At 63.3% G+C, this 12495-nt stretch carries 13 protein-coding genes; 7 read left to right on the top strand and 6 right to left on the bottom strand.

The annotated features are described in order from the left end of the window. Window positions 1-88: 88 nt before the first annotated feature. From ACFCW2_RS02585 to ACFCW2_RS02575, 3 genes are read left to right on the top strand one after another with little or no spacing between them, the layout of a single operon-like run. Window positions 89-1147 carry an aspartate carbamoyltransferase catalytic subunit gene (locus ACFCW2_RS02585; RefSeq protein WP_379547963.1) on the top strand — a complete coding sequence of 353 codons (1059 nt, stop codon included), beginning with the start codon at window positions 89-91 and terminating at the stop codon, window positions 1145-1147. 10 nt (window positions 1148-1157) lie between these two features. Then, a complete protein-coding gene (locus tag ACFCW2_RS02580) occupies window positions 1158-2390 on the top strand; it encodes a dihydroorotase (RefSeq protein WP_379547962.1) in 1233 nt (410 codons plus the stop codon). Continuing rightward, entirely contained in the window at window positions 2377-2715 is a 339-nt protein-coding gene (locus ACFCW2_RS02575; protein ID WP_379547961.1) for a hypothetical protein, read from the top strand. The genes ACFCW2_RS02580 and ACFCW2_RS02575 overlap by 14 nt, the downstream gene beginning before the upstream one ends. 98 nt (window positions 2716-2813) lie before the next feature. Here the strand turns inward: ACFCW2_RS02575 and ACFCW2_RS02570 are convergent, their stop codons facing one another. The 3 genes from ACFCW2_RS02570 to ACFCW2_RS02560 are packed head-to-tail and all read right to left on the bottom strand — an operon-like array spanning window position 2814 to window position 5557. Beyond that, the gene (locus ACFCW2_RS02570) at window positions 2814-4181 is read right to left on the bottom strand and encodes an SPOR domain-containing protein (RefSeq protein ID WP_379547960.1); all 1368 of its coding nucleotides are present in this window, start codon (window positions 4179-4181) and stop codon (window positions 2814-2816) included. A 49-nt stretch (window positions 4182-4230) separates the two neighbouring features. Further along, the gene (locus ACFCW2_RS02565) at window positions 4231-4812 is read right to left on the bottom strand and encodes a hypothetical protein (protein WP_379547959.1); all 582 of its coding nucleotides are present in this window, start codon (window positions 4810-4812) and stop codon (window positions 4231-4233) included. Window positions 4813-4840: 28 nt separating this feature from the next. After that, window positions 4841-5557, bottom strand: a complete 717-nt coding sequence (locus tag ACFCW2_RS02560; protein ID WP_379547958.1) for an AAA family ATPase — start codon at window positions 5555-5557, stop codon at window positions 4841-4843. Between the two features lie 238 nt (window positions 5558-5795). Between ACFCW2_RS02560 and ACFCW2_RS02555 the strand changes: the two genes are divergently transcribed. The 4 genes from ACFCW2_RS02555 (at window position 5796) to bfr (ending at window position 9436) form a co-directional block, all read left to right on the top strand. Next, window positions 5796-6977, top strand: coding sequence for an SPOR domain-containing protein (locus ACFCW2_RS02555; RefSeq protein ID WP_379547956.1), 1182 nt, complete (start codon window positions 5796-5798; stop codon window positions 6975-6977). A gap of 128 nt (window positions 6978-7105) precedes the next feature. Beyond that, the gene (locus ACFCW2_RS02550; protein WP_379547954.1) at window positions 7106-8401 is read left to right on the top strand and encodes a DUF418 domain-containing protein; all 1296 of its coding nucleotides are present in this window, start codon (window positions 7106-7108) and stop codon (window positions 8399-8401) included. Between the two features lie 226 nt (window positions 8402-8627). Then, window positions 8628-8816: a (2Fe-2S)-binding protein gene (locus tag ACFCW2_RS02545; RefSeq protein ID WP_379547952.1), complete on the top strand. Its 189-nt coding sequence runs from the start codon at window positions 8628-8630 to the stop codon at window positions 8814-8816. 131 nt (window positions 8817-8947) lie between these two features. Further along, window positions 8948-9436, top strand: a complete 489-nt coding sequence (gene bfr, locus ACFCW2_RS02540) for a bacterioferritin (RefSeq protein WP_379547951.1) — start codon at window positions 8948-8950, stop codon at window positions 9434-9436. A gap of 39 nt (window positions 9437-9475) precedes the next feature. Here bfr and ACFCW2_RS02535 read toward each other — a convergent pair whose 3' ends face one another. From ACFCW2_RS02535 to der, 3 genes are read right to left on the bottom strand one after another with little or no spacing between them, the layout of a single operon-like run. Further along, on the bottom strand, window positions 9476-10354 hold the full coding sequence (locus ACFCW2_RS02535; protein WP_379547950.1) for a hypothetical protein: 879 nt from the start codon (window positions 10352-10354) through the stop codon (window positions 9476-9478). Window positions 10355-10399: 45 nt separating this feature from the next. After that, on the bottom strand, window positions 10400-10933 hold the full coding sequence (locus ACFCW2_RS02530) for a DUF2721 domain-containing protein (RefSeq protein WP_379548910.1): 534 nt from the start codon (window positions 10931-10933) through the stop codon (window positions 10400-10402). 10 nt (window positions 10934-10943) lie between these two features. Continuing rightward, window positions 10944-12392, bottom strand: coding sequence for a ribosome biogenesis GTPase Der (der, locus tag ACFCW2_RS02525; protein ID WP_379547949.1), 1449 nt, complete (start codon window positions 12390-12392; stop codon window positions 10944-10946). Between the last annotated feature and the right edge of the window lie 103 nt (window positions 12393-12495).

Here is a 12495-nt window from a genome sequence, read left to right as displayed (position 1 = left end):
TCTGAAACCGACATAGGTGGCACGGGGCCGTCATGCCACCGCTTTCCCCTTGAGCGCCCCACGGGGCTCGACTAGAGGCGTGGGCTTAATGACATCGGCAGCATCTTCAGCAGGCGGGGCCGGGGGCGGAGGCAGCCGCTATCCGGCGGGCGGCCATGCATTCCCGCACCGCGATCTGACCGGCATTGCCCAACTGGAACGGCACGAAATCCTCTATCTGCTGGACGAAGCCGAACAATGGGTGGAACTGAACCGCAGCGCGAACAAGCGGGCGGAGCACCTTTCTGGCCTGACCATCATCAATGCGTTTTTCGAGAACTCCACGCGCACGCTGCTGAGCTTTGAAATTGCGGGCAAACGGCTGGGTGCGGATGTGGTCAATATGCACGCCGCGACCTCCAGCACGAAGAAGGGCGAAACGCTAATCGACACGGCGATCACGCTCAATGCGATGCGCGCCGATGCCATCGTGATCCGCCATCGCAGCAGCGGCGCAGTGGACCTGATCGCCAGCAAGGTGGACTGCCCGGTGCTGAACGCAGGCGATGGCAGCCATGAACACCCGACGCAGGCCCTGCTGGATGCATTGGCGCTGCGTCACGCGCTGGAAGAACGCGGCGAGGGGGCGGAGGACTTTACCGGCCTGACCGTCACGATCTGCGGCGATATCCTGCACAGCCGGGTCGCGCGCTCCAATATACTGTGCCTGCAGGCGATGGGGGCCAGCGTGCGCGTCTGCGCTCCGCCGGCGCTGATGCCTGCCGCGATCGAGCGGATGGGGGCCGAACCGTTTCATGATTTCGATGCGGCGCTCGCGGGCAGCGATGTGGTGATGATGCTGCGTCTGCAGAGCGAGCGGATGGCGGGGCAATTCATCCCCTCCGCGCGCGAATATCATCACCTTTACGGCCTGACGGCAGACCGGCTGGACCGCGCTGCGCCCGACGCGCTGGTGATGCATCCCGGCCCGATGAACCGGGGTGTGGAGATCGACAGCGATGTGGCCGACCGGCTCGACCGGTCGATCATCACCCGGCAGGTGGAAATGGGCGTCGCCATTCGCATGGCTTGTCTGGATATTCTGACCCGGCGGGCGCGCGGGATTGATGGCTGGTCGGGCGAGCTCGGCAAGGGCCAGTGGGTGTGAGGGCGCGGGAATGAAACAGCAGCGCGCTCTTACGATCACCAATGCACAATTGGTCACGCCCGGCGGCGTGGTCGATGGTTCGCTGCGCTGCGCCGATGGCGCACTTGTCGCGGTGGGCGATGTTGCTGCGGAAAGCAGTGATGAAACCGTCGACGCTAGGGGCAGACTGGTGCTGCCCGGCCTCGTCGATTTCGGCGTCTTCACCATCGACAAACCGGCGTTTCATTTTGGCGGGATCACCCGCGCGGCGCTGATGCCCGACCAGTCGCCGCCGCTCGATCTGCCGAGCCGGGTCAGCTATATTGCCAAGAGCGGGAAGCCGGATCTTTGGGTGCATCCGCTGGCCGCTGCAACGCGCGCTCTGGATGGTGAACAACTGGCTGAACTGGGCCTGATGCAGGCGGCGGGTGCGCGCGGCATTGCGACAGGCCGCCGCTGGATTGCCGATAGCGGAACGATGCTGCGCGTGCTGCAATATGCCGCCATGCTCGATCTGGTGGTGGTTGCCCATGCAGAGGATGCCGCGCTGGCCGGGAATGCTGCGGCCACGGCGGGCGAGATGGCCACCCGGATGGGGCTGCCGAGCGCGCCCCCCGAAGCAGAAGCTTTGGCCGTGGCCCGCGATATCGCGCTGGCCGAGATGGCCGGTGCACAGCTGCATTTCCGGCAAGTCACCACACGCGCCGCGCTCAATCTGGTGCGCTCGGCCAAGGCACGGGGGGTGGCCGTCACTGCTGGCGTTACACCGGCGCATTTCATGTTGTCCGATCTGGAAACCGGCGGCTTTCGCACCTTCGCCCGCCTGTCGCCGCCTTTGCGCAGCGAAGCAGACCGGCAGGCGGTCCGCGAGGCGATTGCCGACGGGACGATCGACGTTATTTCCAGCGGTCACGATCCGCGCGGGGTGGAGGACAAGCGCCTGCCCTTCGCCGATGCCGAGCCCGGTATGGCAGGCGCGGAAACCCTGCTCGCCCTGTCGCTGACACTGGTGCGTGACGGCGTGATCGACCACGCGCGGCTGGCCGACTTGCTCTGCGCTGCTCCGGCGCGGCTCTTAGGGATAAATGCGGGGTCCCTGGCACCCGGCACCGAAGCCGATATTGCTTTGGTCGATCCCGATAAGCCATGGATAGTGAGTAGCGCCCGCATGCAGGCAGCGGCCGGGAACACCCCGTTCGACGGCCAGCCGGTGCAGGGGCGGGTAACAGCATTGTGGAAAGGCGGCGTGCATGTCGGCGGATGAAGGCCACAAACCCCGTGCAGAACGCGCCACCGTCGGCGTTCAGGGCAAATACCGCCGTGGTTCCGGTGTTGCGCGCGATGTCTGGATCACCGATCTCTCGCAATCGGGCTGCCGTTTTTATGACCGTTTCGGCACCATGAAGCAGGGCACAGAAATTACTCTCCGGCTGGGCACATTCGGCCCGATCCCCGCGATAGTGCGGTGGTGGGACAACCAAGTTAACGGCGTGGAGTTCGTGGAGCCGCTGCACATCTCCGTGTTCGAGCATGTCTGCAAGCAATTGTCGGACAAGCCGGTCGACCGGCAGGATCTCAGCAGGCTCTAGGCCGCGCCGCTCCGCCCAGACAAAAAAGCCCCTCCCGGCATGTGGACCGGAAGGGGCATGGTGCGGGAGTGATCCGCTTTAGATGATCTGTTGCTGCCTTAGCGGCTGGCCATGCGAACGCCGGTTTCCACGGCACCGGGCAGAGGCGCATTCCTGGCCCAGGTGATGCAGCCCTGACCGCGGGTCTTCACAGAAGAGCACATGGAACGCGCGCTGCTGTTATCGAAACCGGCAGCCGAGACGCGGAAATAGGTCTTCCCGCGCACCACAGCCTTGGTGATGACCATCTGGTGGTCGGAAAGCTGCGAATAGCGCTTGGCGTAAATGCCCCAGGCGCGCTTTGCACCGGCTTCGGAACCGAAGCTGCCCAGCTGGACCAGATGGCTGCCATCGCTGCGCGAAACGGCTGCGCTGGAGGCGATGCTGCGCGTTTCGGGCTTGGCACCATTACGCACCGGCATCGTCTGGACGACCGGGTTAGAGACGAATTTGAGAGCGTTCGTGGCGACTTGCGCAACCGTGGCACCTTGCGGAGCCGGAGCGGCGAAGGCCTCTTCGAAGTCTGCCGGCGGCGCTACCGCCGGAGCCACATCGGCCACCTGCGGAACAGCGCGCGGTGCGGGAATGTCGGTCAGCGGCGGCAATTCACGCGGCGAAGACTGCGCAACGAAACCGGTCGGTGCCGGAGTAGCCTGTGCAGGCACTGCCGGGGCCATTGCGGCGGCTTCTGCGAAGCGCTGCTCTTCACCCGGAGCGATATTCAGCGCGAGTGCGGCGGGCTGGCCGGGATCGCGGGTCACAGGCACATTCAGCAGACCGGCAACCCGTTCCTGATGCGCGCCATCGGTGGCGGTGCGCGCCCAGTCGGACAGGCGTTTTTCCAGCATATCGCCGGGAACGTCCTCTGCGGCCATTACGCGGGCAGCACGCCAATTGCCCTGCAGGGCGTAAGCATAGGCCAGATTCTGGCGAACCTTGGCGTTGTTCTGGCCGCCGCGCAGGGCGTTGGCGAGAACATGGACACCGCGATCGGGATCGCCTGCCAATGCCAGCGCAAGGCCGCGATCAGCGGCCGGGATATCGTCGCGCCAGTCCGACAGCACGCCCAGAGCTGCGGTGCGATCACCCTTGCCGATCAGCGCGAGGGAATAGCCAAGCGCGGTGCGGGGCGAAGTGTCGCCGAGCGAAATCGCGTCCTGAAAGCTGGTCGCTGCCGAGGCGAAGCGGCCGGCGTCGAGATAGGCTGCGCCGAGCATTGCGCGGTAGGTCGCATTTCGCGCTTCCTGAGCCACGGCAGCTTCTGCATTGGCAACCGCGGAGGCCGATTTGCCTTGGGCAATCGCAACCCGTGCATCGCTGGCCGATGTATCCGCTCGCTTGCCGCCGGCTGCGGTGCAACCCGCGAGGGCCACTGTGGCGAGCGCGCTTGTCAGGGCAAGGCGGGTAAAGCTGTGCTTGCGGATCATTGGTATTCCCCTTGGGCGGTCATCATGCGTGCAAATGAGGGAGCGCGGGTCATTTGCCCGCGCCTTGATGTGGGACCTGTGCGGCCATGCTGTCGACTTCGGGCATGTCGCCCAGCAACTTGTCCAGCGCTTCGGTCACCAGTGCCTGAGCGCTGCGGCCGCGAATGGTGCTGGCCAGACGCAATTTCAGGTGGCGGTCGGAATCGAGCCGCAGGGTGAAGGCAGCACGCTTGCCGCGAGAGGCAGCGGACCGCCGCGGCTTTGCCGCCGGCGCATCCCGATTTTCTGGGCTGTCATTGGAAGCAATGCGGGTGGCCAGCTCCTCGATCTGTTGCTTTACCGGCGGAACAGGCATCGGGGCCTCCGCTGGCGAGACTGCGACCACAGAAGGTTTGGCTGGTTGCGGGGCGGGTTCCGGTGTCAGGCCAGCGTGGCCATCCGTCGGCTGGTCCGTTTCATGGGGCTCGCCCATGTCATTCCAGCCCAGATCTTCCAGATTGGCAGCCAAAGCAGCGCCGCCGTTCGGGCTTTCGCCGTGCACGGGAGCGATCTGCGGACGCATGGCAGGCTTCGCGCCGCCCTTGCGGGCCAGCAGCGTAGGGCTGAGAGAGGCGAAGCTCGTTTCTGTCATGGTGTTTCCTGTCCCCTGAAAGGCGCGCTTAGGACGCTACGCGGCGGCCGAAGCCACCTGCGGGACGGTAGCCGCCCGAGGGTTGCTGCGCCGCTTGCGGAGCAGCAAAGACGGTGCGGCGGAAATTCTTCTCCAGCCGGTCAGCGAGATAGCCCCACAGGGCGGTCACTTCGGCGGCGGAGCGGCTGTTCGGATCGACTTCCATCACGGTGCGGCCATCGATCATCGAGGCGGCAAAATCGGTGCGATGATGCAGCGTGATCGGTGCAACGGTGCCATGCTGGCTGAGCGCAACAGCGGCTTCGGAAGTAATCTTGGCCTTGGGCGTGGCGGCGTTGACGCAGAACACCAGCGGCTTGCCTGCACGTTCGCACAGATCGACCGTAGCGCCCACGGCGCGCAGATCGTGCGGGCTGGGGCGGGTGGGGACGACAATCAGTTCGGCCACACCGATAACCGACTGGATCGCCATCGTGATGGCAGGCGGTGTATCGATGACGGCCAGTTTGAAGCCCTGCTGGCGCAAGGCCTGGAGATCGGTTGCCAGCCGCGTGACAGTGGTCTGGGCGAAAGCGGGATATTCCGCCTCACGCTCGTTCCACCAATCGGCCAGAGAGCCTTGCGGATCGATATCGATCAGCACGACGGGTCCTGCTCCGGCGCGCTGCGCCTGAACCGCCAGATGGCCTGAAAGGGTGGTCTTACCCGATCCGCCTTTTTGCGAAGCTAATGCCAGTACACGCAAGGACTGGTCCCCCGTTAAATCCAAATGGTCCCCAGCGCCTGTCGCCGGAGGTCACTTACGGAAATCGCAGGATACCCCTAATTTTGGGTTAACACTGGCAGTCATGAATGCGCATGTGAGGCCCCTTAACGCTCTCGATTGCATGTTTTCAGCGACGATAAACCCTTTGCTAACGGGGTGTTCACTATGTCAGTCTACCAAGACATCGACTTTCACTGTGAACGAAAGGGCCACTCCCATGGCCAGATCCTCTGCCCTAGGTGCCGCACTGCTGGCGCTTTGTATCGCTGTCCCCACGCCTGCGCTCGCCGATGTGAAGGCAGGCGTCGATGCGTGGAGCGCGGGCAATTACGCCGCAGCCGTTGCGGAATGGCGCGGGCCAGCCGCCAGCGGTGATGCCGATGCGCAGTTCAATATGGCGCAGGCCTACCGGCTGGGCCGGGGGGTCGAAGCCAACGCCAAGCAGGCGGAGGTGTTTTACGCCAAGGCCGCAGCGCAGGGCCATCTGAAAGCGGCCGACAATCTGGGCCTGCTGATGTTTCAGGACGGTCGCCGTCAGGAAGCCATGCCCTATGTGCAAGCCGCAGCGGGACGCGGTGATCCGCGCGCGCAATATCTCCTGGGCATCGCCCACTTTAACGGCGATCTGGTGGAGAAGGACTGGGTCCGGGCATATGCCTTGCTGACACTGGCGAATTCCGCCGGCCTGCCGCAGGCCGCTCCCGCAATCGCGCAGATGGATGATTTCATTCCGCTCGCCCAGCGTGAGCAGGCGCAAATTGTCGCGGTTGACCTCAAACAAAAGGCCGATGCGCAGCGGGTGAGCCAGCTGGCCGCCGCCGATCTGAATGGCGGTGCAGCCACCAGTGTCGCGCCGCCTCCTGCGCCGGTTCGTTCTGTCGCTGCTGCGCCCGTCCGGCAAAATCCTGGCGGTGCCGCTGCCATCCCGCGCCCGATCCCGACGACATCTGTCGCTCCGTCCGTCGCTGCCGCTCAGGCTGCTGTGGCCGAGGCGCAGCGCGTCACCGGCACGGAAAGCCCGGCCGAGGCAGGCGCACCCTATACCCGTCCGACCAGCGCACCGCCGGTGCGCAGCGCTGCGGCTTCTCCCGTTCGGACGCCGGCTCCAGCACAGGCTCGGGCACCCGCGCCGCAGCCTCGACCTGCACCTGCCCCGGCGGCAACGGCGTCCTCCGGCCCTTGGAAAGTCCAGCTGGGTGCATTCTCGGTAAAGAGTAACGCCGAGCGCTTGTGGTCGCGTCTGGCATCGCGCAGCGAGTTGTCCGGCAGCAGCAAGCTGCTTGTCCCGTCGGGCCGCGTGACCCGATTGCTGGCCGCAGGCTTCGCTTCGCGCGGCGATGCGCAATCGGCTTGCACGGCGCTGAAACGCGGCGGGCAGGACTGCCTCGTTACCCGGTGATCTGCTCGGCTGATCGATAGTCTTCGGTCCGCCCACGCCAGCACTTCATCGACGGAATGTTCCCTTGTGCCGAGCGTGCCGATACAGCGCGGACTCCCGTATGGTGCGGGTGATAGGGGACGGGCATCATGACAAGCGACGCGCAGCTGGCCGGACTGGCGGACATTGCTCCGCCTGACGAGGCCAAGCCTCTTGCGGCGGGCACGAATGATCGCATCGCCAGCCTCGATTTTATTCGCGGCATCGCCGTGATGGGCATTCTGGCGGCCAATATCGTGATCTTCGGTCAGCCGTTTAACGCCTATATCTATCCGGAAGCCTTCCTCGTTCCGACCGGTGACCCCGGTGGCTGGCAGTGGATCGCGCAATTGGTGCTGATCGACGGCAAGATGCGGGCGCTCTTCACGCTGCTGTTTGGCGCGGGCATGGTTCTTTTCATGGAGCGTGTGTGGGCGCGGGGTGGATCGCGCGCGCTTCAGGCCAAACGGCTGGCAATCCTGGCCGTGTTCGGGCTGATCCATTTCTTCTTTATCTGGATCGGCGACATTCTGTTTTTCTACGGGTTGTTCGGCTTTCTCGCGCTGGCCTGCCTCAGGTGGAAAGCCAAAACCCAGCTCTATGCCGGGATTATCGGCTACGTCTTTGGCGCTCTGCTCTACGCAGCGACGATCACCTTTCCGTTTCTGGTCACGGATACCGCGATGGGTGATGCGCCCCAATTCGCCGAAATGCGTGGCGACATGCTCGCCGGTATCGATGAGGCGCTGGCCGACGATGCGGAGACGACGCAGCTGAAGCAGAGCGGCGATTATGCGGGCCTGGTCGAGAAACGGTTCAAGCAGGAATGGTTTCTGCCGCTGGCCAATGCGGGGTTCTTCATATTCGAAACTCTGCCTCTGATGCTGCTGGGCATGGCGCTTTATCGCTACGGGTTTTTCAGCGGAGCACTGGATAGGGGCCGGATGGTCCTGTGGGGCTGGATCGGATTGCTTGGCGGAGGCCTTGCGCATCTGGCGATCGGTCTGTTCGTACAGTCGGGCGGGTTCGCGTTCTACACCGCCACGGCCGCCTTTGTGGGATGGAGCCCGCTGCCCCGATTGGCGATGGCGCTGGGGCTGGCGGCGCTGCTGGTGGTCTATTCACCGGCATGGACGGGCTGGTTGGGGCAACGCATTTCCGCCGCGGGGCGGACGGCGTTCACCAATTATCTCGGCACATCGGTGGTGATGATGTTCGTCTTCCATGGCTGGGCATTGGGTCTCTACGGCGAATTGAACCGCCCGCAATTGTACGGCGTGACGGTTGCCGCGTGGGTGATGATGCTCGCTTGGTCCAAGCCGTGGCTGGACCGGTTCCGCTATGGCCCGCTGGAATGGCTGTGGCGCTGCCTGACCTATGGGAAGTTGTTCCCGATCCGGCGCTAGAGATTCGGACCTCGCTAACGCCCGTGTTTTTACGAGAAACCAAACGGCCCGTCAGGGCCGCAAGCGCGACCGCGCGCCCGCAGCGACGCGACCTTCTGGTCGCATGAGCGAGGAGGCTAGGGGCACGGACGTGCCCCGCCCGCAGCGTTCAACAAAAATCCACTTGCTATTGAGAATAATTCGCATAAATATGCTCTTGCGAATCAATCGCAGGAGACGCCGAAGCATGTATGTTTGCATCTGCAATGCCATCCGCGAAACAGAGCTGCGCCGCGTGGCGCGCCTCACGAATGGTGATGCCGAAGCGGCCTATGCCAAGCTGGGCAAGCGGCCCAATTGCGGTTCCTGCCTGAACGAGGCTGACGCCATCCTGTTCGAAGAGCGCGAAATGGGCCTTCAACCGGCCCCGGCCTGACGCATTTTCCCGCTACTGAAAACCATTCGCAAATGGCGGTTTTCTGCGGTTTTTTGACATTTTGACCCTTGCTTTCATGACTGTATGGCCCGCATAAGCGCGCCACATTCAGTCATCAGGAGCACACCGCCATGAAGGGCGATCCCAAGGTCATCGATTTTCTCAACCAGGCTCTCACCAACGAGCTGACGGCAATCAACCAGTATTGGCTGCATTACCGCGTTCTGGATGATTGGGGCGTTGCGAAACTGGCTGCTTACGAGCGCAAGGAATCCATCGAGGAGATGGAACATGCCGACAAGCTGGCCGAGCGGGTCCTGTTCCTCAACGGGCTGCCCAATTTTCAGGCGATCCACAAATTGCAGGTCGGTGAAACGGTCGAGGAAATCCTCAAGGCCGATATGGCGCTGGAAGAGAAAGCCATTCCGCTGCTGCGCGACGCGGTCGAATATTGCGAGAGCGTGCGCGACTATGTCAGCCGCGACCTGTTCGCCTACATCCTCGACAACGAGGAGGAGCATGTCGACTTCCTCGAAACGCAGTTCGACATGATCGAGCGGATGGGCCTGCAGAATTACGTCCAGCTACAAAGCAGCGCCGCAGGCGAGGGCGAGAAGTAGGGATGTCAAAAGGGGCCGGTACGCCGTGCGCGCCGCCCCCTATTCCCCCGAGATCATTGGTTGCAGTTTTTTCGCATCCATTATGACGGACACAGGCAGGCTTTCGGTAAATGCCGGAAGACTGGTGCCGTCCAGCAGATACGCAGCAGCCGTGTAGGCACCACCATCACCCCGATCATGCACGAAGCACAGGTTCTTCTCGCCGATCTGATCGAGGAAAGCGACAAACCCTGCATAAAACAGCAATTCGTCGGGAGACCATTGTGTATGCGGCCGTTTTACATGGAGGACAACGCCGAGGTCGCCAGTAACGCACCGCGCATTGCCGCGCCCCGCAACTTCCTGCACGGTTTGCAACCACACGCCCGGTAAGACGCTGAAAAATGCTCGCTCCGTGCTTTGGGCATCAGGCTCCGGCTGCAAGATGTAGCTCGTGAATCCGCTGAAGTCCGCGCGCGCCAGACCCGACGGATCGCCGACGGCATTAGAATCGGCTCTGGTGTCGCGGAGCAAAGCGGGGATTTGTCCGTCTCCCGCAGCCTGCAGCTCCGCAATGATGTCAACGCCCTGTTGCTCCCAGCCATCGACCTTGGGGCCTTCTGTAGACATCATCTCGATTATGGGAGCATTGCGTTCCCTTATCGCGATGTCTCCGCTTAGCGCCTTGAAATATTCTACGAATTCGTCGTTGGTAGCAGCGGTGAGCGCGCCGTTCACGGCTATCTCAATGGGTGTCGACGATCGCTGAGCTTGCTCACCGTCGGCAGACTGCTCGATCTGAGGATCATCCTGCGCCCTGAGCGGAGAAGTGAGCGCCAAACTCAGGCAAAGCACTGAGAGCGTTCCGCCAAGAAGTGCGCGGCGTATTCTCTTATCGCGAGAAGAGGGGGGCTGAGTGCAGTTCTGAATGCTCATCATCGTGTTGTCCTATCTGCGTCGGCCCTCACCGCGGGAAATCTCGCCTCAGCCCTTGTTCTGGTTGCTCTCCGCCCGTGCCATGCGCTGGCGCGTGCGCTCTTCCTTCAATCGCTCGCGGTTGCGGTGGGCGGCGGTGCGGGCCTCCAACGCGAACATCGACAGGCCGATCATCAGGAACACCATCGTGATGATCCAGACAATCGCGGTGAGATAGCCGATCTGCGGGGTGATGAAGGCCGACACGAACAGCACGGTAATCACCACGCTGATGCTGAGCGCGGCCAGCGTGCTGAACATCAGCGCCGATTGCGCATAGCCGCGGCGCTTTTCGAGCGCGGGCAGATCGTCCACCGCGCTGCCTGCGCGCCCTTCTTCGTCCATCATCGTGATCCGCTCGATCCGGTTCGCCACCCAGATCAGCCGATTGGTCATGACATTCATGATTGCCCCGATCCCGGCGAGCAGGAAGGCCGGGGCGAGCGAGAGCTGGACGATCGACTGGACGCGCGCGGTGCTGGAGGTCCGCTCGATCAGGTCTGTGGCGAGGCCGGTGGCGGCAAAGGCGAGCAGGTCTTCCATCACGCGCGTATTACCCCTTGTCCGAACCGCCGCTGTAATTCCCGCCTCCGCCTTTGTTGGCGTTGTAGGGGTTTTTCGGGCTCTTCAATGACACCCGCACGGGCACGGCATCGAAACCCAGTTTGGACCGGATGCCGTTGACCAGATAGCGTTCGTAACTGGTCGGCAGCGATTCCAGCCTGGTCCCGAAAATCACAAAGCGGGGCGGGCGGGTGCCGACCTGCGTGATATAGCGCAGTTTGACCCGTCGGCCCTTGGGCGCGGGCGGCGGGTTGGCCTCCATCGCATCGTCGAACCAGCGGTTGAGCGCGGCGGTGGGCACGCGCTTCGACCAGCTTTCGCGCAATTCGAATGCAGCGCTCAGCATCTGGTCGATGCCTTTGCCGGTCTTTGCGCTCACGGCCAGCAGCGGGAGCCCGCGCACCTGTGCCAACCCGTCATCCAGCGCGGCACGCACGCCGTTGAACAGTGCGCTGGCATCCTCGGCAATGTCCCACTTGTTGATTGCCACCATCAGCGCCCGGCCTTCTTCCAGCGCCATGGCCGCGATTTTCAGATCCTGATGCTCCAGACCCTGGGTGGCATCGAGCAGCAACACGACAACCTCTGCAAAATCGACTGCGCGGCGGGCATCGGCCACCGAAAGCTTTTCCAGCTTCTCGGTCACATTGCGTTTCTTGCGCATACCGGCGGTGTCGATCAGGCGGATGTCGCGCACGCCATCATCGTCGGGTTTCGCTTTGGGATCGGTCCATTGCCAGTCGATCGCAATCGAATCGCGGGTAATCCCCGCTTCCGGCCCGGTCAGCAGACGGTCCTCGCCCAGCATCTTGTTGATGAGGGTCGATTTGCCCGCATTGGGGCGGCCGACGATGGCCAGTTTCAGCGGACCGAGCGGGGCGTCTTCTTCAGGATCGTGATTGTCCAGCCGTTCCTGATGGGCCTCTTCCTCATCGTCGGCATCCTTGCCGATGATCGGCCACAGCCCTTCGAAAAGGTCGGCAATCCCCTCGCCATGTTCGGCAGAGATACCCGCCGGATCGCCCAGACCCAGCGCATAGCTTTCCAGCATACCCGCCTCGCCGGCTTTACCCTCGGCCTTGTTCGCCACCAGCACCACCGGCACCTCTACCGTGCGCAGCCAGCGCCCGATTTCCTCGTCCAGCGGGGTCAGGCCCGCGCGTGCATCGATCACGAACAGCACTGCGTCCGCGCCCTCGACGCTGACCTCGGTCTGCGCGCGCATCCGGCCCGGCAGCGATTCGGCGTCGTCATCCTCCCACCCGGCGGTATCGACGACGGTGAATTTCATCCCCGCCAGCTCGGCATCGCCCATCCGGCGATCGCGGGTAACGCCCGGCTGATCGTCCACCAGAGCGAGCTTTTTGCCCACCAGACGGTTGAACAAAGTGGACTTGCCGACATTGGGCCGGCCGATGATGATGACTGTAGGACGCATTTCACCCGCGCAGGTGGCCCCTGCCGCACGGATTGGCAAGCGTTGCGGCGTTTCTCGCGGGTTTCTGGCAAGTTATGGTGTATTTGCGTTAACCGTGATGCGA

This window comes from Qipengyuania algicola (genome assembly GCF_042492175.1).
GTDB lineage: Bacteria > Pseudomonadota > Alphaproteobacteria > Sphingomonadales > Sphingomonadaceae > CAJXSN01.
The sequence above is the reverse complement of the archived record's forward strand: the minus strand, read 5'-3'. Positions and strand labels throughout refer to the sequence as shown.

Excerpts from the sequence above, each read along its gene's own strand:
- ACFCW2_RS02585 (WP_379547963.1), top strand. The coding sequence starts at position 89 with ATGACATCGGCAGCATCTTCAGCAGGCGGGGCCGGGGGCGGAGGCAGC.
- ACFCW2_RS02580 (WP_379547962.1), top strand. The coding sequence starts at position 1,158 with ATGAAACAGCAGCGCGCTCTTACGATCACCAATGCACAATTGGTCACG.
- ACFCW2_RS02575 (WP_379547961.1), top strand. The coding sequence starts at position 2,377 with ATGTCGGCGGATGAAGGCCACAAACCCCGTGCAGAACGCGCCACCGTC.
- ACFCW2_RS02570 (WP_379547960.1), bottom strand. The coding sequence starts at position 4,181 with ATGATCCGCAAGCACAGCTTTACCCGCCTTGCCCTGACAAGCGCGCTC.
- ACFCW2_RS02565 (WP_379547959.1), bottom strand. The coding sequence starts at position 4,812 with ATGACAGAAACGAGCTTCGCCTCTCTCAGCCCTACGCTGCTGGCCCGC.
- ACFCW2_RS02555 (WP_379547956.1), top strand. The coding sequence starts at position 5,796 with ATGGCCAGATCCTCTGCCCTAGGTGCCGCACTGCTGGCGCTTTGTATC.
- ACFCW2_RS02550 (WP_379547954.1), top strand. The coding sequence starts at position 7,106 with ATGACAAGCGACGCGCAGCTGGCCGGACTGGCGGACATTGCTCCGCCT.
- ACFCW2_RS02545 (WP_379547952.1), top strand. The coding sequence starts at position 8,628 with ATGTATGTTTGCATCTGCAATGCCATCCGCGAAACAGAGCTGCGCCGC.
- bfr (WP_379547951.1), top strand. The coding sequence starts at position 8,948 with ATGAAGGGCGATCCCAAGGTCATCGATTTTCTCAACCAGGCTCTCACC.
- ACFCW2_RS02535 (WP_379547950.1), bottom strand. The coding sequence starts at position 10,354 with ATGATGAGCATTCAGAACTGCACTCAGCCCCCCTCTTCTCGCGATAAG.
- ACFCW2_RS02530 (WP_379548910.1), bottom strand. The coding sequence starts at position 10,933 with ATGGAAGACCTGCTCGCCTTTGCCGCCACCGGCCTCGCCACAGACCTG.
- der (WP_379547949.1), bottom strand. The coding sequence starts at position 12,392 with ATGCGTCCTACAGTCATCATCATCGGCCGGCCCAATGTCGGCAAGTCC.